We start from the raw sequence: 20,381 nt of genomic DNA on the forward strand, positions 1-20,381 counted from the left end.
GTTTGCAAGGCTTAAACACTTTCGTAGTATCGCCACTCGCTATGAGAAGTTAGCGCGTAATTTTAAGTCAATGCTTTATCTGGCGTGTACTATCGTTCATTGTAAGATGAATTGAAGACACGCCCTAAGAAAGATTTCTATAAAAACACATTAATAAACAACAGAAATACATGGATCAATGAGAATTTAGACTCTAGAAAAATTTATGCTTATAACCTATGTACATATTGCTTTTATTACATTTACCTTTCTTTCACTGCTGCTAATATACAACCCACACTTGATTTGAAAATATCTGATTTAAATTTGGAAAACCTTGGCTTATCAACTTTTGCTAAAAAACATAAATATCGAGCAGGTAGACAGATTGAATTTTCCGCTCCTTCTCACTTAAAACGTTATCTCATACAGTATTTGAAACTTAGAGAGTGGGTTGATAACCTTCATCTTCCTGGAGACTGTCAAGAATACTTGTTTATGCGTATTGGAGAACATCGTCAATTAAAGCGTTTTGCACGTAGCTCTGTCAGTTCTATTGACGACAATACTCCACTTTTTAAAGGGGTTAAAAGGGTTACTGCTAGAGACATTAGAAACCTATGTGCGGAATACTACATAAAACATTCTAAAGGAAATTTGTCATTAGTAGCTAGGAAGTTGAATAACTCTTTAACTACAGTAGCTAAATCTTACACTTCGATCGATATTGAGTCTCAAGCAATAGAGATGAATCATTATCACGAAAAAATGATTACCGCAGTTCTTAGGTCTAATCGAACTAATGAACAAACTATATCTATCAAGACTTCAACTAACTATGATACGGAGAAAATACCAGCAGGATCTTGTTCTAACCTATCAGATAATGATCCTGTTAAGGCATTGGGCTTTAATAATGAAGCCCCCAACCCTTCCTGTGCTACATTTGAAAGTTGTTTGTTCTGTGAATTTTTTGCAATTCATATAGATTTTGAAGATATACATAAACTATTAAGTTTGAAGGAGGCTCTACTAAAGTCTTCTATGATTCGTGATGATCCTGAATATCATCTTCTCTCTATAGAACCATCACTATTTAGAATTGACGAGATTATCAATATTCTTAAAGGAAAAGATAATAGAGTAATTGAACTCGTTGATGATGCTGAACAAAAAATAAAAATGCAAATTTATAATGAGTATTGGGATGAGCATATAAATTTTCTCACTGTAGCCTCAGAATCTAACAGAAAAAGCTTAAGTTTATGACCAAGACAATGATGCGTGAACCCCTCGTTAAAGAGATACAACCAATATCTAAAGACCTAATCGAAAACCCATCATCTGGTTTGATTGTAACGCTTTCCAAGAGTGGAGATGCTTTATCATTATTCTCTGATGATATTTGGGACTATAGTGCTACTAGCAATTCACATAGAACTATTAATTTTAGAACTAAAATTCGGAACCTATCCTCATCTATTAATACCGACGGCAAAAAATTCAAATCAGCAGTTAAGTTTTTGAAGGTATTTACTCTCAATTGGAATTGTGAGATGAATGGATGTTCTATGTCAAAATTGAATAGTGATATAGTCGCTATATCCTTCCTAATTAGTTACTGTGTAAACAATAATATTGACTTTAATAATATATTTACTGACAGTAGTGCAATCGACTTCCTAGTAACTAATAGTTCGACGGAGAAACAAATAGGTTTGCATTTAGGCAAGATACAAAGATTTATTGATACAGCATCTGTTTTAAATCAAAGTAATTTTTGGTGTAACATGCAACCTTCAAAAGAATTTTCAAGCAAACTAAGAAAGACTAGAAAATCTTTCCCTGAGACTTCTCAAAGTCTTCAAACCATGATCATTCCTTCACGTATTTATCAGAACCTGCTAAAAGATACCATTGAAAGTTTGCAGGTTTTTAATAAGCACGCTGAGCAGATCTCATATGTTTTTTCTGCACGTACTAAAGTAAGAGATGAAGCATTAAGATTAGATCAGAGTGTACCTATGAGTAAGCTTACTAAATCACAAAAAAGCTTAATCAGATTTTATTGGCAAACTGCTTTGAAGACAGATACAAAGCTAACTAAGATTTTAGCAGAATTAACAGATTTAAACATCATCAAGAATGCTAATTGGTTAAGTTTAACAATCAGCTTAGGTCAAATACAGATGAAAAGCGCTTTTGTTATAGCTGCGTTTACAGGTATGCGTAAAAATGAATTACTATCTATCCCTTTCAACGGGCTAAGACATATTCATTCCGATACTGGGAATATACCTGTAGTATGGTCAACTACAACAAAATTGGAAAGTAATGGAGTACCAAGATTTACAAAATGGGTAACAGGTTCAATTGTTGAAGAAGCTTTTGAAGCAGCTAAATTTATCACTCAAGGAGCTTTGAACTGGTCTGCTAATAAGAGTCAGGTGGCAGAAGATGAGAGTAAGTTACCGTTGTTTTTTTCAATTGAAAATGGGAAATCTGGAAAGCCTCATCCGCATTTTGATTATGCAACAACTGCCTTAAATAGCAACCTCATTCAAAAAATAATGTCATCAGAGCACTTATTAATTTCAGAACAAGACTTAAAGGAAGTCAGTCAATTTTTATACGGCGATGAAATATCTAATAATATTAAATTAGGTAAGCCTTGGCCTTTAGGCTTTCATCAGTTTAGACGCTCCTTAGCCGTGTATGCTGCTTCTAGTGGTTATGTTTCATATCCTACTCTTAAATCCCAGCTAAAACATATAAGCATGATGATGACAGTCTATTACACGGACTCAAACTCTAGAGCGATAAATATTTTAGGCAACGGCCCTGAAGTCAAAGCTATGCAAAAGGAATGGCAGGAGGCCCAAGCAAGAGTAGAGTCAGATAATTTGCATGAATTGTTAGATAGCAGGGTGACACTAACTGGTGCAGCTGGTAAAAATCTACAAAAAAGAAAAGTAGAGAATAAGCTTCCTAAGTTCTTAGATAATAGAAATAGTACTAAGAAAGCAGTCAAAAATGGCAAAATTCGTTATCGATCTACTTTAGTTGGCGGATGTATGTCTATTAAACCTTGTGATAAAGGTGCTGGTGTATTGGCATCTGCTTGTATTAGCTGTGAAAATGCGGTGTTTTCACCAGAATCCAAAAGTATTTTGCTACAAACTAAAGATTTTTATAAGTCTCAACTCACTTTAGATATTCCAAAGCGTGTTCATCATGAATACGAAGTGAGTATTAAAAAAATAGACAGTCTTCTTTCAGTATTAGAAGTAAATCAAGAGAAATAACATGAAAACTAGCCAGGCAGAACAGGCTTATTGGGATGCTTTGAATCGTCTACAAGATGGTACAGCCAAAATTGTCAATACAAAGTCATCACGGTTTAAGTTTACTAGAGACGCTGTAGGTAGAGAGGCAGGTAAAGGAAAAGGGTATGTCCGTAATGAGAGATATCCAGAACTTTGCGAAGCAATAACAAAAGCGGAAGAAGAACGCAAAAATCGTGCTCAAGAAAAACCTAATACTTCTACTAAGTTAAAACATGAAAAAGAGCTCAAAATCAAAGCTAATTTGAAATACGACATGATAAAAGAAGAATATGACATTATAATGCAAGATTATCTTAACATTCTAAGACAGAATTTTGAACTTCAAAGAGAGTTAGCAGATTCTCCACATATAAGATTAGTGAAAAGATCTAATAAATAGCTTAATCTTGTTCCTGTTTAGCTCAAATACAATCTATGAATAAAGCCTCTCTAAAGCTTTATTTCTCATATTACGGCTATTAAGATGCCTTAAAAGTATTCCTATGAATGACGATCATTTGTGTAACAAACTAAAAATTTTATTTGAACATCTTTTTCCTACTCTAACCATAATTGGTGGAGTAGATGAACCCTACTATGAAGCGCCAAAAGCAGATACAAATGCGAAGATCTTTTTTAAAGAAAACTACCCAAGAAGCCTATTACATGAAATTGCTCATTACTGTTTGGCAGGGCAAAAACGACGCAAATTAGATGACTATGGTTACTGGTATACTGAATGTGGTAGAACAAGTGAAGAGCAAGAGCTATTTCAATTGGTTGAAGCAAGACCTCAAGGCTTAGAAAAGGCTATGTGTGAAGCTATAGGTATACATTTTTCACCTAGCTTTGATGATTTTTCAGGTCGACCGATATCAGAGGTGTTTCTAAAAAACTTAGAAGTTAATTATCAAGAGATGATTACGAATCCTCCTCCTACGGCTAGAATAGCTTTAGAAACATTAATGCATACAGATTTTTCTACGTTAAGGGATAATTAGTTTATTAACTACATATTGCAAATTCATACTTACTTAATTTTAAAATTTCAAAGCAGTCATGTGAAGTATATTCATCAGGCTACTATTCAGCCGATGATAACTATAGTAAATATTCTAGCCTTCCCAATTTTATTGAAAAAACAAAGAATATCTACTAAGAGAAGAACCAACAAAAAGTCCCGATCTATTCATCAAAAATAAAATATTGATATGTCTCGATTGTATATACACGGCTAATATAAGCTTCTTAGTGCTTTGAAAAGTGATAATTCCAATGACTCACTTAATGTACAATATCTCCTTTTATGAGGAATATTGTACATTTTTTTATCAAGAAGCTGATTTTACATCATTACAATTACTTCTTTATCAATCAATAACTTAGTAATGTACATTTATAGTTAAGAGTTTACTAGAAATCAGTCATTGGTGTGTAGCTGGTGACACTCGTAGACAACTATCTGACTTTGGCTACTGGTATGCTCCAGATGGACGATCAGCGGCGCAGCAGCAGGCATTTGAGCGTGTAGAAATCAAACCTCAAGCATTAGAGTGTCTATTTACCTTGGCGTGTGGACGAAACTTCCAAGTCTCACAAGATAATTTGTTTGCCGACTTCGACACCAGTAGTAGCACATTTGCTAGTGATGTCTATCAGCAAGTCCAAAGCTATATAGCCAAACCTAATACTCTGCCGCGTGACGCTAAGACTTTGCTGATTGCGTTACTTAGCGCTTGCACTTCTTCATCTGAGATCAGCGCTTAGTTTAAATTACTAAGTATTCCTACTTATTAACGATTTTCTACGGTTGGTAACGCCTTGCCACTAAACTTATATCTACTTTGAGCTATACTGATAACTGAAGTGGTATTTTGAAGATATCGATCTGCTTTAGTTCTAGAATAGTTTTTCTAATATATCTAGTAATTGAACTAAATCTAATTAATGAAAAATTTGTCTCAATTAAAAACCAATAATTATAAAATAAGGAACCAATATGGAAGTCTTCTATATTCATCCCGATAATCCGCAGCCACGTCTCATTGAGCAAGCCGCTGACCTATTGCGCAGAGATCAATTAATCATTTACCCAACTGATACCAGTTACGCTTTTGGTTGCCGTTTGGGTGCAAAGGATGCCCTAGCTAAGCTTAAGCAAATCCGTGAACTCGATGATAAGCATCAATTTACCTTGCTGTGCCGCGACCTAAGCGAAATTGCCAATTATGCAACAGTTGATAATGTGCAATTTAAACAGCTGAAAGCCCACACCCCTGCCCCAATTACTTTTATTCTTACTGCCACCAAAGACGTACCGAAAAAACTGGCGCATGCAAAGAAAAAAACCATTGGTATTCGTGTACCTAGTAACCCCATTGCTCAAGCATTATTAGAAGCGATGGATGAACCTATCTTAACCAGCTCACTGATTTTGCCTAATCGAGACGATATTTTGGATGACCCATTTGAGATTGAAGATTTGCTAGGCAATCAAATCGACGGTCTCATCAATGCAGGTATAAAGACAACCAAGCTTACTACTATCGTGGATATGACTAGCAGCGTTCCTGAAGTTATCAGGCAAGGTGCGGCCAATGTCGATTCGTTATTACTTTAAACAGCTAATTATTGCTTTAAACAGCTACTAGTATATTTAGTCAAATTTAAGACAAAAAAAAGCTCCAATTGAATTGGAGCTTTTTTATGGAATATGTCTTAGGTGTAAAACTAGTCACGATCAACCAATTCTACATAAGCCATTGGCGCATTGTCACCATCACGGTAACCGCATTTTACGATACGCAAATAACCACCTGGACGCGTCTGGTAACGAGGACCTAACGTGCCAAATAATTTGCCTACCATAGCTTTGCTACGCATACGGCTGAATGCTAAACGACGGTTAGCAACGCTGTCTTCTTTAGCCATAGTGATCAATGGCTCGGCAACGCGACGTAGTTCTTTAGCTTTTGGTAAAGTTGTTTTGATCAGTTCATGCTCAAATAATGAGTTAGTCATGTTCTGAAACATTGCCTTACGATGACTGCCGGTACGACCCAGCTTGACTCCACTCTTACGATGGCGCATAGTCAAAAATCCTTAAAGTTTAACGGCTACGATAAGAAAAGCGATCATCAACACGTAAATCAGCTGGTGGCCAGTTATCTAGGCGCATACCGAGCTCTAAATCTTTAGACGCTAATACGTCCTTGATTTCTGTCAATGATTTCTTACCAAGATTTGGGGTTTTTAGAAGTTCAGTCTCTGAACGCTGTACCAAATCACCGATATAGTAAATGTTTTCAGCTTTCAAGCAGTTGGCTGAGCGAACCGTTAGTTCAAGATCGTCCACAGGGCGTAATAGCACCGGATCAACCTCTTCTTTCTCTTTCACAGGCTCAGGCGCTTCTTCAGCTTCTAGGTCAACAAAGATAGAAATCTGTTGTTGTAAAATAGTGGCTGCTTTACGAATTGCTTCTTCTGGATCTATAGTGCCATTAGTTTCAAGCTCAATGATAAGACGATCAAGATCAGTACGCTGCTCTACACGAGCGTTCTCAACCTGATAAGCAACACGAAGCACAGGACTAAAACTTGCATCAAGCTTTAAGCGTCCAATTGCTTTAGTATCACCATCTTCACGGCGCTGGTTTGCTGGCTCATATCCACGACCCATCACTACACGCAAACGCATCTTAAGATGACCACGATCGCTCAATGTACCCAAGACCAATTCTGGATTGATGATGTCAACATTGTGCGGCAACGCGATGTCTGCAGCAGTAATAGTGCCTGGACCTTGTTTATCCAAGGTCAAAAATACTTCATTTTGGTCATGAAGCGTAATTGCTAAGCCTTTTAGGTTCAAAAGCAAATCAAGTACGTCTTCTTGCAGGCCTTCAAGCGTTGAGTATTCATGGTCAACACCATCAATCTCAGCTTCAATGACTGCAGCACCAGGTAATGAAGATAACAAGATGCGACGTAGAGCATTACCTAGGGTATGCCCAAAGCCGCGTTCTAACGGTTCGAGCGTGACTTTCGCAATCGTTTCGTTAACCGTATCCACATTAATGGCATTCGGCGTTAGAAACTCAGTTGCATTTAGCATCATGATGTCACCTCGATTTATTAAACTGGTTTAATTAACGTTAATTGCTCAATGCCATTTTCATAACATTGAGCATTACGTCATTACTTAGAGTATAGCTCAACGATCAAGCTTTCGTTGATTTCAGCAGGTAGATCAATACGATCAGGCGCATGTTTAAACGTGCCTTGTAGTTTGCTGTGGTCAACATCAAGCCATTCTGGAATACCACGTTGTGTCGCTAATTCGATAGCGTTTTTAATACGTAGCTGTTCGCGAGATTTCTCTTGGATAGCGATGACATCACCATCTTGAAGCTGAATTGAAGGAATATTCACACGAACAAACTCATCACGGCCAGCTTTTTTTACCATAACAGTACGATGACTGACTAGCTGACGTGCTTCTGCGCGAGTTGAGCCAAAGCCCATGCGATATACAACGTTATCTAGACGACTCTCAAGCATAGCTAACAAGTTTTCACCAGTAGCACCGCGCTTACGAGCAGCTTCTTTATAGTAATTAGCAAACTGACGCTCTAATACACCGTAGATACGCTTAACTTTTTGCTTTTCACGCAACTGTAGAGCATATTCTGAGGTCTTGTTACGGCTTACACCGTGTTGACCTGGTGGACGACCAGCTTTCTTCGTTTTTACGTCATACGGTTTAACGCCAGACTTAAGACTTAAGTCAGTGCCTTCACGACGTGATAATTTAAGTTTTGGTCCAATATAACGGGCCATTGTTATGTCTCCTATAAGCTTTTGGGATAAAAAGCTTCGTCTTTAATATTAGACGCGGCGCTTTTTCGGCGCACGGCAACCATTGTGTGGGATTGGGGTTACATCAGAGATGCTGTTAACTTTATAACCCAATGCACCTAGTGCTCTTACCGCAGACTCACGACCCGGTCCTGGTCCTTTGACCAAAACGTCGATATTCTTAACACCATATTCTTGAGCCGCTTTACCAGCGACTTCAGCTGCAACCTGAGCTGCAAATGGTGTAGATTTACGTGAACCACGGAAGCCTTGTCCACCTGAAGTGGCCCAAGCCAATGCATTACCTTGACGATCGGTAATCGTAACAATGGTGTTATTAAAAGACGCATGGATATGGGCGATGCCCTCCGATACTGAACGACGAGTCACCTTTTTGCGACTACGAGTGTCTTTTGCCATCTTTTAGCTTCCTAAGTTAATTATCTTTTGAGAGGACGTGTCGGACCCTTGCGAGTACGAGCGTTGTTCTTGGTGTTCTGACCTCTAACTGGTAGGTTACGACGATGGCGGATGCCACGGTAACAACCAAGATCAACTAAACGCTTAATATTCATTGAAACTTCACGACGAAGGTCACCTTCAGTCATGTAGTTTGCAACTTGTGCACGGATAGCATCTAACTGTGTATCATCTAACTGACTGACTTTAGTAGTAGGGGCGATGCCAACTGCTTCTAAGATTTTCTGAGCAGTGGTACGACCTACACCAAAGATGTAAGTTAGTGAAATAACAGCATGCTTATTATCCGGAATGTTTACGCCGGCAATACGAGCCATTGATTTCTCTCCATTAAAGAAAAATAAGCGTTATCTAGCGATAAGGCTTTACTCTTCAGATTTGTTGCTGTTAATACTAGAGCTTCTATAGTCATTATCGATGTTTTGACTATAAGTCTACTCATCGATTCTATTATAAAAGATTTTGTATAAACACGGCAAGTGGCGGATGATATCGCATCCGCCGTTATTTTTCAAGTATTAATTTAATTAGCAGTGAAAACTAAACGTTTTCTAATACTAAAGATTAACCTTGACGTTGCTTGTGGCGAGGTTCTGCTGTACAAATAATATGTACACGGCCTTTACGGCGCACAACTTTACAGCTACCACAAATCTTTTTAACTGATGCTTGAACTTTCATAGCATGCTCCTTGAAATATCGTACCGCTCATTTAAGGTTGAGTGGGCGATTGAATTAACGTCTGATCATGATATTGATGGGTCATCAAATGCGCTTGAATCTGCGAGATGAAGTCCATTACCACAACCACCATAATCAGTAAAGACGTACCACCGAGTTGAAACGGCACACCAAACGATGACTGGACGACCATTGGCATTAAACAAATAACCGTCATATACATCGCGCCAATAAAGGTCAGTCGGTTTAATACATGATCGAGGTAACGCTGAGTTTGTTGTCCTGGGCGAATACCTGGGATATACGCACCACTACGTTTAAGGTTCTCTGCTACTTCACGCGGACTAAATACCAATGCCGTATAAAAATAACAGAAGAAGATAATCATTGCGCCAAACAGTACTAAATATAGCGGCTGTCCTGGAGACAGTACCAATGCCATATTTTGAAGTATTTTCTGTACAAAGGTAGGATCAGTCGATTGACCAACCCACTGCCCTAAACTTGCAGGAAACAATAACAAAGAACTGGCAAAAATAGCGGGGATAACCCCTGCCATATTTAGCTTAAGCGGCAAATGTGATTGCTGCTGAGCATAAATTTTGCGGCCTTGTTGCTGTTTTTGTGCATAGTTCACAGGAACACGGCGTTGAGCACGTTCAATATAAACGATACCCGCAGTAACCGCGATACCTAGCAGTACAAAAATAAATAGCACAATCAAGTTCATCTGACCTTGATTGACCTGTTCAATAGACTGCGAAATCATACCTGGCGTACCAGCCACAATACTCGCAAAAATGAGCATTGAAATACCATTACCTACGCCGCGCTCTGTAATCTGCTCACCAAGCCACATTAAGAACATTGCGCCTGCTACTAAAGAAGTAACAGCTGGAATATAAAAGGTAAGACCAGTAGATAAAGTAAGGTTTTGGCTGATTAAGCCGGCACACATTCCTAATGACTGTACTAGTGCTAAAGCAAGTGTTCCCTGACGGGTATACTTGTTTAGCTTGCGTCGTCCCGCTTCACCTTCTTTTTTGAGGGCTTCAAGCGATGGCAATACTGCAGACATCATCTGTACGATAATCGATGCTGAGATATATGGCATAATGCCAAGTGCCATGATAGACATACGCTCTAGCGCACCACCTGAGAACATATTAAACATGCTCAAAATGGTGTTTTCGTTGCGCGAAAACAGATCAGCCAAGTTAACTGGGTTGATACCCGGAACTGGAATATGTGACCCTAAACGATAAACAATCAATGCGCCGATTAAAAATAATAAACGCGTCCATAACTCATCATACTTACGTATAAATGCGAATGGATTAAGCGGTATACCAGCCGATGACATTGATTGTTTTGACACGTTACTACTCCTCGATGCTACCACCAGCAGCTTCGATAGCTTGCTTAGCACCTTTAGTCACTTTAATACCTTTGAAAGTATAAGCTTTAGTGACTTCGCCTGATAGCATTACACGAGCACGTTTCATATCGTGACGGATAAGGTTAGCAGCTTTAAGTGTTTCAAGGCTAACTACATCGCCTTCAATTTTATTCAGTTCAGAAAGACGTACTTCAGCAGTCTTCATAGCCAGTTTACTGGTAAAACCAAATTTTGGTAGACGGCGATATAAAGGCATCTGACCACCTTCAAATCCTGAGCGAATGCTAGAACCTGAACGAGATTTCTGACCTTTTACACCACGACCACCAGTCTTACCAAGACCTGAACCGATACCACGACCACGACGTTGGGCAGTTTTCTTTGCGCCAACACCTGGTGATAATTCATTTAATCTAAGACCCATTACGCTTCCTCCACTTTTACCATGTAGTTAACGCGATTGACCATACCACGAGTCGAAGGAGTATCTTCTACTACTACAGTATGATTAATACGGCGTAAACCCAATCCTTTCAAGCTCGCTTTGTGGCTCTTTAGGCGATGGGCACCCGATTTAAATTGAGTGACTTTCATTTTTTTCATCGTAACTCACCTAGTCTAAGTTAACCCAAGATTTCGTCTACAGATTTACCACGTTTAGCTGCCATCTTCTCTGGAGTTGACATATCACGTAAACCGTTAAACGTTGCGCGAACAACGTTAGCAGTATTGGTAGAACCATAACATTTAGTCAAAACATCTTTGACACCAGCAACTTCTAATACAGCACGCATTGCGCCACCAGCGATTACGCCAGTACCTTCAGATGCAGGTTGCATGTAGACTTTACTAGCACCATGACGTGCTTTGATTGGATGATGCAAAGTTGCATCATTTAGCTCAACAGTAATCATATTACGTTTGGCAGCTTCTAGTGCTTTTTGGATAGCAGCTGGCACTTCACGTGCTTTACCGCGACCAAAACCTACACGACCATTGCCATCGCCCACTACAGTCAATGCAGTGAAAGAGAAAATACGACCACCTTTAACAACTTTCGCTACGCGATCAACGGTAACTAAGCGTTCTACTAGACCGTCAGTCTGTTCATTTTTATCATTTTTATCATTTCTAGCCATGATTAAAACTCCAATCCGTTTTCGCGAGCAGCTTCTGCTAAAGCTTTAACTCGACCATGATATTTGAAACCACTACGGTCAAAGGCAACTTTAGTAATGCCAGCTGCTTTTGCGCGTTCTGCGATCATTTGGCCTACAGACGTTGCTGAATCAGCATTACCAGTCGCGCCTGAACGCAAGCTGCTGTCTAAGGTAGATGCCTGAGCAATCACTTCACCACCATTTGGAGAGATAATCTGGGCATAAATATGTTTTGACGTGCGGTTAACCGTTAAGCGATGAACGCCTAAGAAACGGATATGCGCGCGTGTTTTCTTAGCTCGACGCAGACGAGCTGCTTTTTTATCAAACATTTCAACTCACCTTATTTTTTCTTAGCTTCTTTGCGAATCACATGCTCGTCACTATAACGAATACCTTTACCTTTATAAGGCTCAGGTGGGCGGAAACCACGGATGTTGGCGGCTGCTTGACCAAGCTGCTGTTTATTGTTTGATTTCAAAACAATTTCAGTTTGCGTTGGTGTTTCAGCTGATACACCTTCAGGTAACGTATACTCTACTGGATGAGAATAACCAACGTTCAAGGTTACCTTGTTACCAGTAACTTGCGCGCGATAACCAACACCAATCAACTGAAGACGTCTTTCAAAGCCTTCATTTACGCCAGTAACATAGTTGTTAACAAGAGCGCGCATGGTGCCAGTGTGCATCATAGCTTCTTTTGAATCGACTGTAGGTGAGAAAATGATAGCATCATCTTCCTGTTTCAGCTCGACCAATTCATGCAGGCGTAAAGACATAGAACCGTTCTTGCCTTTAACTTCGACCTGCCGATCGTTCAAAGTAACGCTTACGCCGTTTGGCAGCGTCACTGGGGCTTTAGCCACACGAGACATAGGAATATTCCTTAAAAAATTTAACTTCTTTATATTAGCGAAAAAACTAACAGGCTAAAAAGCGTGTTAGTTTAGCATAGTTGACTGTGTTAGACATCTATCAATTCAAAATAATTTAATATTACTCAATCAATAGAAGCCTAACAACCATCAAATAGACTTCATCGTCGTATAGCTTACGCTACAAATGCGACGATTTCACCACCGATACCAGCAGCGCGTGCAGCACGATCGCTCATGATACCTTGGCTAGTAGATACGATAGCAACACCCATACCTTGCTTAACAGTAGGGATTTCGTCTTTACCGCGGAACTGGCGTAAACCAGGACGGCTATAACGTTGAATAGTTTCGATGACAGCACGGCCTTCGAAGTATTTCAATTCAATAGTAAGGGTTGCTTTGTTGTTTTCTTGCTCAGTAACAACGGCGCTTGCCACATAACCTTCGCTAACTAGCAAATCAGCAATTGATTTACGTAATTTAGAGCTCGGCATTGCTACCGATACTTTGTTAGCCATTTGTGCGTTACGGATACGGGTTAGCATATCCCCAACGGTATCTTGCATACTCATATAGTTACTCCTTACCAGCTTGCTTTACGAACACCAGGCACATCGCCTTGCATGACACGCTCACGCAGCATATTGCGTGACAAGCCAAACTTGCGGAAGTAACCGTGAGGACGACCGGTGATAGCACAACGATTACGCAGACGTACTGGTGATGAGTTGCGTGGAAGAGCTTGTAGCTCTAACATCGCTTCCATACGAGTTTCGTCACTTGCAGTCATATCACTGATAGTTTCTTTTAGCTTGATACGCTTTTCAGCATATTTAGCAACCATTTTTTCGCGCTTTAATTCGCGGTTAATCATGCTCTTCTTTGCCATAACGTCTTTACCTTATTTAAATGGGAAGCCGAATGCTTTAAGCAACGCACGACCTTCTTCATCAGATTGAGCTGACGTGGTGATTGTCACATCCATACCACGGATACGATCAATCTTGTCAAAATCTACTTCTGGGAATACGATTTGTTCTTTGATACCCAATGAGTAGTTACCACGTCCGTCAAAGGCTTTAGGTGAAAAACCGCGGAAATCACGAATACGAGGAATTGCAATGGCAACGAGACGATCTAAAAATTCGTACATTTGCTCACCGCGTAGCGTTACTTTACAGCCAATTGGCCATTCTTCACGAATCTTAAAGCCAGCAACTGATTTACGCGCTTTGGTGACAACAGGTTTTTGACCAGCAATCGCAGTCATATCAGCTACAGCACCTTCCAACAATTTCTTGTCTTGAGACGCGCCGCCTACACCCATGTTAAGTGTGATTTTAGTGATTTTAGGCACTTGCATCACATTGTCCAAACCAAGATCTTCTTTGATTTGCTGCTTTAATTTATCGTTATATAAAGATTTTAATCTTGCCATTACCATTACACCCTTAGTGTCTTACGCAGTCGCCACTACTTCACCGTTTGAACGATAGACGCGTTGTTTCTTGCCGTCTTCGCCAAACTGATAAGTAATACGGTCTGCTTTTTGGGTTTGCGCATTTAAGATTGCGACATTTGAGATATGCAGAAAAGCTTCTTGCTTAAGAATGCCACCTTCAACGCCAGTTGCCTGATTTGGCTTCTGGTGTTTAGTAACAATATTAATGCCTTCAACTTTAATACGATCGTTTTTTACAGCTTGTACAGTACCTTGCTTGCCTTTGTCTTTCCCAGCAATCACGATAACTGTATCGCCTTTACGTAATTTTGACATGGATTACCTCACAATACTTCTGGTGCTAGTGATACAATTTTCATAAACTGATCACCACGTAGTTCACGAGTTACCGGTCCAAAAATACGAGTTGCAATCGGCGCTTTGTTTTGGTTCAACAATACCGCAGCATTGTCGTCAAAACGTAACACAGAACCATCTGGACGACGAACGCCTTTTTTGGTACGTACAACTACTGCATTCATCACGTCGCCTTTTTTAACACGACCACGAGGAATGGCTTCTTTAACCGTTACTTTAATAATGTCGCCAACTGATGCATAACGACGATGAGAACCACCCAGTACTTTAATGCACTGAACTCGCCTTGCACCGCTATTGTCTGCAACTTCCAGCATTGACTCAACCTGAATCATAGCGTTACTCCACACGTATGAGCAATAAAAACCAGTTGCTGCCGCTAGCACAGAATGAGTAGGACGGCATTTTAATATAAATAACCGCGACTTACTCTTAATGTGAGTGATATACGCTCGGCGCAATCAGCATCCTTAAAAAGGCGGCTATTTTAACAGCTTCTGGCTTTTAATGCAATTTACTTAGATTTTTTCTACTTTTTCAACCACATCAACTAAAGTCCAAGACTTAGTTTTTGAGATTGGACGCGTTTCTTTGATGCGGACAAGGTCGCCTTGTTGGCAAACGTTATTCTCATCATGAGCTTTGATTTTCGTAGAACGACGAAGCTGCTTGCCATACAAAGGATGACGAACCAGACGCTCAATCAAAACTGTGATGGACTTGTCCATCTTGTCGCTGACAACTCGTCCTGTCAATACGCTAGCATTGGTAGCTGTTTGATTGTTATCGCTCATGAGTCGCCTCGTTGTTTCTCGTTAATCAAAGTCTGAAGCTGGGCAATCGTGCGACGATTGGCTCTAACTTCATGGGTATTACCCAACTGACCAGTTGCTTTAGCCATACGAATACGGAAAGCATCAAGTTGCTTTTCATCAAGTAACTGGGTCAGTTCTTCTAATGATTTATCACGTAATTCACTGATCTTCATTACATTATCGTCCGCTTAACAATGGTAGTTTTAAAGGGCAATTTTGCTGCAGCGAGCGTTAATGCATCACGAGCAAGCTCTTCAGATACCCCTTCAATTTCATATAGCACTTTACCAGGTTTGATTTCGCATACCCAATATTCTACTGGACCTTTACCTTTACCCATACGTACTTCTAATGGTTTGTTGGTAATTGGTTTGTCAGGGAATACACGAATCCAAATCTTACCGCCACGCTTAATTTTACGAGTGATGGTACGACGTGCTGCTTCGATTTGACGAGCTGTCATACGACCACGCGTCAATGATTTTAGACCAATTTGTCCGAATGCAACGGTGCTTCCACGATGAGCTAGCCCAGTGTTACGACCTTTGTGCATTTTACGAAACTTGGTACGTTTTGGCTGTAACATAGTTTAACCTCTGTCTGAGTTTCGACGGTTTCCACGACCACGGCGTTTTGGCGCACGAGTCTGCTCTTCTTTGACGGGATTATATACACTGTTCATACCGTCAAGGATTTCGCCACGGAAAATCCAAACTTTAACACCGATGGTGCCGTAAGTTGTCTCTGCACGAATTGACGAGTAGTCAATATCAGCACGGAGTGTATGCAATGGCACACGACCTTCACGGTACCATTCACTACGAGCAATCTCAGCACCGCCTAGACGGCCAGACAGCTCAACCTTGATACCTTTAGCACCAGAACGCATGCTGTTCTGTACCGCGCGTTTCATCGCACGACGGAACATAACACGACGCTCAAGCTGGCTACCAATGCCGTCTGCTACCAAACGTGCATCAAGGTCAGGTGACGTGATTTCTTCAATGTTGACCTGAGCAGGTACGCCCATAATTTTGGTCAATTCTTTTTGAAGTCTTTCGATATCTTCGCCTTTCTTACCGATAACAATACCAGGACGCGCAGTGGCGATGGTAATCTTAGCAGCGCCAGTAGGACGCTCGATCATGATGTTGCTGATCATAGCGTTGTCTAGCTTTTTGCGTAGATATTCACGAACTTGAATGTCGTTGATTAGGTATTCTGAGTATTGTTTAGGGTTAGCATACCAGTTTGCGTTATGCTTTTTTACAACACCAAGACGAATTCCGATTGGATGTACTTTTTGACCCATAACTTATTCTCCTACCTTTATAGTGATGTGACAAGTACGCTTGCTGATACGATCAGCACGGCCTTTGGCACGTGGTAGGATACGTTTTAGCGTAATGCCTTCATCAACATAGATAGTAGCGACTTTTAGGTCGTCAATATCTAAGCCGTGATTATGTTCGGCATTGGCGATGGCTGAGTTAAGGCATTTCTTAACAAACACAGCGCCTTTTTTATTGCTATACGTTAGGATATCCAAAGCACGCTCAATAGATTTGCCACGAACTTCATCAGCAACGAGTCTAACTTTTTGTGCCGATATGGCGGCACCGCGTAATTTTGCAGTTACTTCCATGGTAAGCACCTTATCTCTTAGCTTTTTTGTCAATGCCGTGACCACGATACGTACGAGTCGGGGCAAATTCACCTAGTTTATGACCAACCATCTGCTCGCTCACGATAACCGGTACATGAGTACGGCCGTTGTGAACAGATAAAGTTAGGCCAACCATTTGTGGCAGAATCATCGAGCGGCGCGACCAAGTCTTAATTGGCTTGCGTGAGTTGGTGTCTAATGCATTCTCAACTTTAGCAAACAAGTGCGCGTCTATGAATGGACCTTTTTTCAATGAACGAGGCATGAAATTCTTCCTTTATTTCTTCTTGGCGCGACGGCGGATGATCATGTTGTCAGTACGCTTATTGTGACGCGTTTTAAGTCCTTTAGACTTCTGACCCCAAGGGCTGGTTGGATGGCGACCTTTGTTACGACCTTCACCACCACCGTGTGGGTGATCAACCGGGTTCATAGCGACACCACGAACAGAAGGACGAACACCACGCCAACGTGAAGCACCGGCTTTACCAAGTGATTTCAAGTTGTTTTCAGTGTTAGAAACTTCACCAATAACAGCGCGGCAATTTACGTGTACACGGCGAGTTTCGCCAGAACGCATACGTAGAATAGCATAAACACCGTCACGACCTAGTAACTGAACGCTAGCACCCGCAGAACGAGCCATCTGTGCACCTTTACCGATTTTAAGCTCGATATTGTGAATCACAGTACCCAATGGGATGTTTTTTAGCGGTAAGCAGTTACCTGGACGAATTGGAGAAGTCTCGCCTGACATTACTGTATCACCAACTACTTGTTTTTTAGCAGCGATAATGTAACGACGTTCGCCATCAGCATACTTAAGTAGAGCAATATGAGCAGTACGGTTAGGATCGTATTCGATACGCTCTACCGTTGCTGGGATATTGTCTTTAGTACGTTTGAAATCGATAATGCGATAATGTTGCTTATGACCACCGCCAATGTGACGAGTAGTAATGCGGCCATTATTGTTACGACCACCTGACTTGCTTTTTGATTCTAGAAGTGCTGCAAACGGACGACCTTTGTACAGGTGTGGATGCACTACTTTTTCAACAAAACGACGGCCTGGTGATGTTGGCTTTGCTCTTACGATAGGCATGAGTGTAATCCTTATTCGTTATTCGCTGTTTCACTAGTAGAATCAGTAGTATTCGCTACTTCTTCACCAGCATCAGCCATTTGTACATCTTGACCAGCTTTTAAGGTAACATAGGCTTTTTTGTAGTCGTTACGACGGCCGATGCTTTTACCAAAACGCTTTGTCTTACCTTTAACATTCAAAGTGTTTACTTTAGTAACTTCAACACCTTCAAACATCAACTCAACTGCTTTCTTGACTTCAAGCTTAGTAGCATTAGAATCAATTTTAAATACCTGCACACCAAGTGAGTCGCCAAGCATTTGAGATTTTTCTGAGAATACAGGCCCTCTTAAGACCTGATAAAGTCTTGCGTTATTCATGCTAGTGCTTCCTCAAATTGTTTCGCAGCTTCAACTGACATGATCACTTTATCAAATGCGATCAAGCTCACTGGGTCCACTTCATTTGTACCAAGTACATTGACGTGTGGAATGTTGCGAGCAGCTAAGTATAAGTTTTCATCAACTTCTTTAGTAACGATTAGTGCACGAGGTGCATTCAAATCGTTCAACTTAGCAATCAGTTCTTTGGTTTTCGGCCCAGAAACGCTCAACTCTTCTACCAAAATCAGACGCTCTTGACGAATCAATTCTGCTAGGATGCACTGCATCGCACCGCGATACATTTTACGGTTTACTTTCTGTGACCAATCTTGTGGTTTTGCAGCGAATGCACGACCACCTGAACGCCAGATTGGGCTACGAATAGAACCCGCACGAGCGCGACCAGTACCTTTTTGGCGCCATGGCTTAATACCACCGCCAGAAACTTCGGCACGTGTTTTTTGTGCGCGTGTACCTTGGCGAGCACCAGCTAAATAAGCGGTGACGACTTGATGCACTAGTGCTTCGTTGAATTCACGACCAAATGCCGTATCAGAAAGCTCAACCGCCGCACCTGTAACTGTTTTTAAATCCACGTTAATCCCCTTGCTTAGGCTTTGACTGACGGACGTACGATAACATCGCCACCGGTGGCACCTGGGATAGCACCCTTGATGACAAGTAACCCTTTTTCGGCATCAACCGAAATCACTTCTAGGCCTTGAACGGTAACACGTTTGTTACCCATCTGACCCGCCATCTTCTTGCCTTTGAATACTTTACCTGGTGACTGGTTTTGACCAGTTGAACCATGCGCACGATGAGACACTGAGTTACCATGAGTAGCATCTTGCATACTAAAGTTGTGACGCTTAACAGGGCCTTGGAAACCTTTACCTTTGCTCTGTCCTGTCACATCAACCATCTGACCTTGTTCGAACAAGTCAGCTAGAATCTCGCCACCAATCTCACGACCTTCAAGATCGCTTTCGTTGGCACGGAATTCCCAAACACCACGGCCAGCTTTAACACCAGCTTTAGCGAAGTGACCCTTTTGTGCAGCTGTTACGCGGCTGTCACGACGAGTACCTGTGGTAATTTGGATGGCTTGATAACCATCTACATCAGTATTTTTTACTTGAGTAATGCGGTTTGCATCGACCTCAACAACTGTTACAGGGATAGATGCGCCTGTTTCAGTGAAGACACGGGTCATGCCGCACTTTTTACCGACTAAACCGATCGCCATTTTAGACCTCTTTATATCTTATATTAATGGGTTGGGTGTTTAATGTGCATTAACCCAAAGCAATTTGAACGTCAACACCCGCCGCTAAATCTAATTTCATTAGCGCATCCACAGTTTTGTCAGTTGGCTGAACGATATCAACCATACGCTTATGAGTACGGATTTCGTACTGGTCACGAGCGTCTTTGTTAACGTGTGGTGAGGTTAGAACGTTGAAGCGCTCAATGCGAGTCGGCAACGGTACAGGACCACAAACTTGCGCACCGGTGCGCTTTGCAGTATCAACAATCTCTTGTGCAGATTGATCAATCAGACGATGATCAAAAGACTTAAGACGGATACGGATTCTCTGGTTAGCCATGCCAGCAAGCTCCTAATATGTGCCTTTGTCATTCTTGCGTCGCAAGACCATGATCAAAAGCAGTTTGGTTAAATATTCACTTAAAGCGGCCTTCTGTTCTTAACCAGAATGAGTTCTTTATCCGAACTTATAGCGTGCCAAAAGCAAAATAGTTTAAAGCCCCGCCAACCCTCCTATTAATTGGAAAGTAGCAAAGGCATAATGAAATAGTGCTAGAAACGATGCTCTAGCTGTCATAG

At 40.9% G+C, this 20,381-nt stretch carries 33 protein-coding genes and 2 pseudogenes; 7 read left to right on the top strand and 28 right to left on the bottom strand.

Translation table 11 applies throughout. The features are described 5' to 3' along the window. From QL898_RS12010 to QL898_RS12040, 7 genes and pseudogenes are all read left to right on the top strand, one after another. Window positions 1-115, top strand: a pseudogene (locus QL898_RS12010) (IS5/IS1182 family transposase); the annotation flags it as partial. Further along, window positions 112-1,248, top strand: coding sequence for a hypothetical protein (locus tag QL898_RS12015; protein ID WP_290177000.1), 1,137 nt, complete (start codon window positions 112-114; stop codon window positions 1,246-1,248). The pseudogene QL898_RS12010 and the gene QL898_RS12015, both read left to right, overlap by 4 nt. Next, a complete protein-coding gene (locus tag QL898_RS12020; protein ID WP_057758731.1) occupies window positions 1,245-3,284 on the top strand; it encodes a hypothetical protein in 2,040 nt (679 codons plus the stop codon). The genes QL898_RS12015 and QL898_RS12020 overlap by 4 nt, the downstream gene beginning before the upstream one ends. 1 nt (window position 3,285) lies before the next feature. Continuing rightward, on the top strand, window positions 3,286-3,705 hold the full coding sequence (locus QL898_RS12025) for a hypothetical protein (protein ID WP_057758729.1): 420 nt from the start codon (window positions 3,286-3,288) through the stop codon (window positions 3,703-3,705). Between the two features lie 103 nt (window positions 3,706-3,808). Beyond that, window positions 3,809-4,306 carry an elongation factor P hydroxylase gene (locus QL898_RS12030; protein WP_057758727.1) on the top strand — a complete coding sequence of 166 codons (498 nt, stop codon included), beginning with the start codon at window positions 3,809-3,811 and terminating at the stop codon, window positions 4,304-4,306. A gap of 406 nt (window positions 4,307-4,712) precedes the next feature. Continuing rightward, window positions 4,713-5,072 (top strand): annotated as a pseudogene (locus tag QL898_RS12035) (elongation factor P hydroxylase); the annotation flags it as partial. Window positions 5,073-5,304: 232 nt separating this feature from the next. Further along, complete coding sequence (locus QL898_RS12040) at window positions 5,305-5,925, top strand: L-threonylcarbamoyladenylate synthase (RefSeq protein WP_102077934.1); 621 nt, start codon at window positions 5,305-5,307, stop codon at window positions 5,923-5,925. A 110-nt stretch (window positions 5,926-6,035) separates the two neighbouring features. On the opposite strand, the gene rplQ is transcribed toward QL898_RS12040, so the two are convergent. From rplQ to rpsJ, 28 genes are all read right to left on the bottom strand, one after another. Further along, entirely contained in the window at window positions 6,036-6,395 is a 360-nt protein-coding gene (rplQ, locus tag QL898_RS12045; protein ID WP_021813387.1) for a 50S ribosomal protein L17, read from the bottom strand. Between the two features lie 19 nt (window positions 6,396-6,414). After that, window positions 6,415-7,422, bottom strand: coding sequence for a DNA-directed RNA polymerase subunit alpha (rpoA, locus tag QL898_RS12050; RefSeq protein WP_021813386.1), 1,008 nt, complete (start codon window positions 7,420-7,422; stop codon window positions 6,415-6,417). 80 nt (window positions 7,423-7,502) lie between these two features. Continuing rightward, on the bottom strand, window positions 7,503-8,144 hold the full coding sequence (gene rpsD / locus QL898_RS12055; RefSeq protein ID WP_201548323.1) for a 30S ribosomal protein S4: 642 nt from the start codon (window positions 8,142-8,144) through the stop codon (window positions 7,503-7,505). A gap of 48 nt (window positions 8,145-8,192) precedes the next feature. After that, window positions 8,193-8,582, bottom strand: a complete 390-nt coding sequence (rpsK, locus tag QL898_RS12060) for a 30S ribosomal protein S11 (protein ID WP_045454458.1) — start codon at window positions 8,580-8,582, stop codon at window positions 8,193-8,195. Window positions 8,583-8,602: 20 nt separating this feature from the next. Then, on the bottom strand, window positions 8,603-8,959 hold the full coding sequence (rpsM, locus tag QL898_RS12065; RefSeq protein ID WP_021813384.1) for a 30S ribosomal protein S13: 357 nt from the start codon (window positions 8,957-8,959) through the stop codon (window positions 8,603-8,605). A 247-nt stretch (window positions 8,960-9,206) separates the two neighbouring features. Continuing rightward, a complete protein-coding gene (gene rpmJ / locus QL898_RS12070) occupies window positions 9,207-9,323 on the bottom strand; it encodes a 50S ribosomal protein L36 (protein WP_010196721.1) in 117 nt (38 codons plus the stop codon). 31 nt (window positions 9,324-9,354) lie between these two features. Then, window positions 9,355-10,686 carry a preprotein translocase subunit SecY gene (secY, locus tag QL898_RS12075; RefSeq protein WP_166739245.1) on the bottom strand — a complete coding sequence of 444 codons (1,332 nt, stop codon included), beginning with the start codon at window positions 10,684-10,686 and terminating at the stop codon, window positions 9,355-9,357. Between the two features lie 19 nt (window positions 10,687-10,705). Continuing rightward, the gene (gene rplO / locus QL898_RS12080) at window positions 10,706-11,146 is read right to left on the bottom strand and encodes a 50S ribosomal protein L15 (protein WP_057758719.1); all 441 of its coding nucleotides are present in this window, start codon (window positions 11,144-11,146) and stop codon (window positions 10,706-10,708) included. Then, the gene (gene rpmD, locus QL898_RS12085; RefSeq protein WP_057758718.1) at window positions 11,146-11,325 is read right to left on the bottom strand and encodes a 50S ribosomal protein L30; all 180 of its coding nucleotides are present in this window, start codon (window positions 11,323-11,325) and stop codon (window positions 11,146-11,148) included. The genes rplO and rpmD overlap by 1 nt, the downstream gene beginning before the upstream one ends. Before the next feature lie 20 nt (window positions 11,326-11,345). Next, window positions 11,346-11,861 carry a 30S ribosomal protein S5 gene (gene rpsE / locus QL898_RS12090; RefSeq protein ID WP_057758716.1) on the bottom strand — a complete coding sequence of 172 codons (516 nt, stop codon included), beginning with the start codon at window positions 11,859-11,861 and terminating at the stop codon, window positions 11,346-11,348. 2 nt (window positions 11,862-11,863) lie between these two features. Beyond that, window positions 11,864-12,214, bottom strand: coding sequence for a 50S ribosomal protein L18 (gene rplR, locus QL898_RS12095; RefSeq protein ID WP_057758713.1), 351 nt, complete (start codon window positions 12,212-12,214; stop codon window positions 11,864-11,866). An 11-nt stretch (window positions 12,215-12,225) separates the two neighbouring features. Then, entirely contained in the window at window positions 12,226-12,759 is a 534-nt protein-coding gene (gene rplF / locus QL898_RS12100; protein ID WP_057758710.1) for a 50S ribosomal protein L6, read from the bottom strand. A gap of 176 nt (window positions 12,760-12,935) precedes the next feature. After that, window positions 12,936-13,334, bottom strand: coding sequence for a 30S ribosomal protein S8 (gene rpsH / locus QL898_RS12105; protein ID WP_057758708.1), 399 nt, complete (start codon window positions 13,332-13,334; stop codon window positions 12,936-12,938). Window positions 13,335-13,345: 11 nt separating this feature from the next. Beyond that, complete coding sequence (gene rpsN / locus QL898_RS12110; RefSeq protein WP_010196705.1) at window positions 13,346-13,651, bottom strand: 30S ribosomal protein S14; 306 nt, start codon at window positions 13,649-13,651, stop codon at window positions 13,346-13,348. Window positions 13,652-13,663: 12 nt separating this feature from the next. Then, entirely contained in the window at window positions 13,664-14,200 is a 537-nt protein-coding gene (gene rplE, locus QL898_RS12115) for a 50S ribosomal protein L5 (RefSeq protein ID WP_057758706.1), read from the bottom strand. Between the two features lie 21 nt (window positions 14,201-14,221). Further along, window positions 14,222-14,539, bottom strand: coding sequence for a 50S ribosomal protein L24 (gene rplX / locus QL898_RS12120; RefSeq protein WP_011279796.1), 318 nt, complete (start codon window positions 14,537-14,539; stop codon window positions 14,222-14,224). A gap of 8 nt (window positions 14,540-14,547) precedes the next feature. After that, window positions 14,548-14,916, bottom strand: a complete 369-nt coding sequence (gene rplN, locus QL898_RS12125) for a 50S ribosomal protein L14 (RefSeq protein WP_010196702.1) — start codon at window positions 14,914-14,916, stop codon at window positions 14,548-14,550. Between the two features lie 183 nt (window positions 14,917-15,099). After that, window positions 15,100-15,375, bottom strand: a complete 276-nt coding sequence (gene rpsQ, locus QL898_RS12130) for a 30S ribosomal protein S17 (protein ID WP_021813375.1) — start codon at window positions 15,373-15,375, stop codon at window positions 15,100-15,102. After that, the gene (rpmC, locus tag QL898_RS12135) at window positions 15,372-15,569 is read right to left on the bottom strand and encodes a 50S ribosomal protein L29 (protein WP_025644397.1); all 198 of its coding nucleotides are present in this window, start codon (window positions 15,567-15,569) and stop codon (window positions 15,372-15,374) included. The genes rpsQ and rpmC overlap by 4 nt, the downstream gene beginning before the upstream one ends. Beyond that, window positions 15,569-15,982, bottom strand: coding sequence for a 50S ribosomal protein L16 (gene rplP / locus QL898_RS12140; protein ID WP_025644399.1), 414 nt, complete (start codon window positions 15,980-15,982; stop codon window positions 15,569-15,571). The genes rpmC and rplP overlap by 1 nt, the downstream gene beginning before the upstream one ends. A 3-nt stretch (window positions 15,983-15,985) precedes the next feature. After that, window positions 15,986-16,708: a 30S ribosomal protein S3 gene (gene rpsC / locus QL898_RS12145; RefSeq protein ID WP_057758704.1), complete on the bottom strand. Its 723-nt coding sequence runs from the start codon at window positions 16,706-16,708 to the stop codon at window positions 15,986-15,988. 3 nt (window positions 16,709-16,711) lie between these two features. After that, entirely contained in the window at window positions 16,712-17,041 is a 330-nt protein-coding gene (gene rplV, locus QL898_RS12150; protein ID WP_021813373.1) for a 50S ribosomal protein L22, read from the bottom strand. 10 nt (window positions 17,042-17,051) lie between these two features. After that, window positions 17,052-17,327, bottom strand: coding sequence for a 30S ribosomal protein S19 (rpsS, locus tag QL898_RS12155; RefSeq protein ID WP_010196682.1), 276 nt, complete (start codon window positions 17,325-17,327; stop codon window positions 17,052-17,054). A gap of 12 nt (window positions 17,328-17,339) precedes the next feature. After that, a complete protein-coding gene (rplB, locus tag QL898_RS12160; RefSeq protein ID WP_057758702.1) occupies window positions 17,340-18,167 on the bottom strand; it encodes a 50S ribosomal protein L2 in 828 nt (275 codons plus the stop codon). 11 nt (window positions 18,168-18,178) lie between these two features. Next, window positions 18,179-18,529, bottom strand: a complete 351-nt coding sequence (gene rplW, locus QL898_RS12165) for a 50S ribosomal protein L23 (RefSeq protein ID WP_057758700.1) — start codon at window positions 18,527-18,529, stop codon at window positions 18,179-18,181. Further along, a complete protein-coding gene (gene rplD / locus QL898_RS12170) occupies window positions 18,526-19,128 on the bottom strand; it encodes a 50S ribosomal protein L4 (RefSeq protein WP_057758698.1) in 603 nt (200 codons plus the stop codon). The genes rplW and rplD overlap by 4 nt, the downstream gene beginning before the upstream one ends. Window positions 19,129-19,142: 14 nt before the next feature. Beyond that, window positions 19,143-19,781, bottom strand: coding sequence for a 50S ribosomal protein L3 (gene rplC, locus QL898_RS12175; protein ID WP_057758696.1), 639 nt, complete (start codon window positions 19,779-19,781; stop codon window positions 19,143-19,145). A 49-nt stretch (window positions 19,782-19,830) separates the two neighbouring features. After that, a complete protein-coding gene (gene rpsJ, locus QL898_RS12180) occupies window positions 19,831-20,142 on the bottom strand; it encodes a 30S ribosomal protein S10 (protein WP_010196670.1) in 312 nt (103 codons plus the stop codon). Window positions 20,143-20,381: the final 239 nt, after the last annotated feature.

Source organism: Psychrobacter sp. APC 3279, from assembly GCF_030407795.1.
In the GTDB taxonomy this organism is placed as follows: domain Bacteria; phylum Pseudomonadota; class Gammaproteobacteria; order Pseudomonadales; family Moraxellaceae; genus Psychrobacter.

Excerpts from the sequence above, each read along its gene's own strand:
- rplR (WP_057758713.1), bottom strand. The coding sequence starts at position 12,214 with ATGTTTGATAAAAAAGCAGCTCGTCTGCGTCGAGCTAAGAAAACACGC.
- QL898_RS12020 (WP_057758731.1), top strand. The coding sequence starts at position 1,245 with ATGACCAAGACAATGATGCGTGAACCCCTCGTTAAAGAGATACAACCA.
- rplV (WP_021813373.1), bottom strand. The coding sequence starts at position 17,041 with ATGGAAGTAACTGCAAAATTACGCGGTGCCGCCATATCGGCACAAAAA.
- rpmC (WP_025644397.1), bottom strand. The coding sequence starts at position 15,569 with ATGAAGATCAGTGAATTACGTGATAAATCATTAGAAGAACTGACCCAG.
- rpsN (WP_010196705.1), bottom strand. The coding sequence starts at position 13,651 with ATGGCAAAGAAGAGCATGATTAACCGCGAATTAAAGCGCGAAAAAATG.
- rplW (WP_057758700.1), bottom strand. The coding sequence starts at position 18,529 with ATGAATAACGCAAGACTTTATCAGGTCTTAAGAGGGCCTGTATTCTCA.
- rplN (WP_010196702.1), bottom strand. The coding sequence starts at position 14,916 with ATGATTCAGGTTGAGTCAATGCTGGAAGTTGCAGACAATAGCGGTGCA.
- rplB (WP_057758702.1), bottom strand. The coding sequence starts at position 18,167 with ATGCCTATCGTAAGAGCAAAGCCAACATCACCAGGCCGTCGTTTTGTT.
- rpmD (WP_057758718.1), bottom strand. The coding sequence starts at position 11,325 with ATGAAAAAAATGAAAGTCACTCAATTTAAATCGGGTGCCCATCGCCTA.
- rpsC (WP_057758704.1), bottom strand. The coding sequence starts at position 16,708 with ATGGGTCAAAAAGTACATCCAATCGGAATTCGTCTTGGTGTTGTAAAA.
- rplE (WP_057758706.1), bottom strand. The coding sequence starts at position 14,200 with ATGGCAAGATTAAAATCTTTATATAACGATAAATTAAAGCAGCAAATC.
- QL898_RS12040 (WP_102077934.1), top strand. The coding sequence starts at position 5,305 with ATGGAAGTCTTCTATATTCATCCCGATAATCCGCAGCCACGTCTCATT.
- rplF (WP_057758710.1), bottom strand. The coding sequence starts at position 12,759 with ATGTCTCGTGTGGCTAAAGCCCCAGTGACGCTGCCAAACGGCGTAAGC.
- rplO (WP_057758719.1), bottom strand. The coding sequence starts at position 11,146 with ATGGGTCTTAGATTAAATGAATTATCACCAGGTGTTGGCGCAAAGAAA.
- secY (WP_166739245.1), bottom strand. The coding sequence starts at position 10,686 with ATGTCATCGGCTGGTATACCGCTTAATCCATTCGCATTTATACGTAAG.
- rpsH (WP_057758708.1), bottom strand. The coding sequence starts at position 13,334 with ATGAGTATGCAAGATACCGTTGGGGATATGCTAACCCGTATCCGTAAC.
- rpsS (WP_010196682.1), bottom strand. The coding sequence starts at position 17,327 with ATGCCTCGTTCATTGAAAAAAGGTCCATTCATAGACGCGCACTTGTTT.
- rpsK (WP_045454458.1), bottom strand. The coding sequence starts at position 8,582 with ATGGCAAAAGACACTCGTAGTCGCAAAAAGGTGACTCGTCGTTCAGTA.
- rplX (WP_011279796.1), bottom strand. The coding sequence starts at position 14,539 with ATGTCAAAATTACGTAAAGGCGATACAGTTATCGTGATTGCTGGGAAA.
- QL898_RS12030 (WP_057758727.1), top strand. The coding sequence starts at position 3,809 with ATGAATGACGATCATTTGTGTAACAAACTAAAAATTTTATTTGAACAT.
- rpsJ (WP_010196670.1), bottom strand. The coding sequence starts at position 20,142 with ATGGCTAACCAGAGAATCCGTATCCGTCTTAAGTCTTTTGATCATCGT.
- rplC (WP_057758696.1), bottom strand. The coding sequence starts at position 19,781 with ATGGCGATCGGTTTAGTCGGTAAAAAGTGCGGCATGACCCGTGTCTTC.
- rpsE (WP_057758716.1), bottom strand. The coding sequence starts at position 11,861 with ATGGCTAGAAATGATAAAAATGATAAAAATGAACAGACTGACGGTCTA.
- rplQ (WP_021813387.1), bottom strand. The coding sequence starts at position 6,395 with ATGCGCCATCGTAAGAGTGGAGTCAAGCTGGGTCGTACCGGCAGTCAT.
- rpsD (WP_201548323.1), bottom strand. The coding sequence starts at position 8,144 with ATGGCCCGTTATATTGGACCAAAACTTAAATTATCACGTCGTGAAGGC.
- rpsQ (WP_021813375.1), bottom strand. The coding sequence starts at position 15,375 with ATGAGCGATAACAATCAAACAGCTACCAATGCTAGCGTATTGACAGGA.
- rpsM (WP_021813384.1), bottom strand. The coding sequence starts at position 8,959 with ATGGCTCGTATTGCCGGCGTAAACATTCCGGATAATAAGCATGCTGTT.
- rplP (WP_025644399.1), bottom strand. The coding sequence starts at position 15,982 with ATGTTACAGCCAAAACGTACCAAGTTTCGTAAAATGCACAAAGGTCGT.
- rpmJ (WP_010196721.1), bottom strand. The coding sequence starts at position 9,323 with ATGAAAGTTCAAGCATCAGTTAAAAAGATTTGTGGTAGCTGTAAAGTT.
- QL898_RS12025 (WP_057758729.1), top strand. The coding sequence starts at position 3,286 with ATGAAAACTAGCCAGGCAGAACAGGCTTATTGGGATGCTTTGAATCGT.
- rpoA (WP_021813386.1), bottom strand. The coding sequence starts at position 7,422 with ATGATGCTAAATGCAACTGAGTTTCTAACGCCGAATGCCATTAATGTG.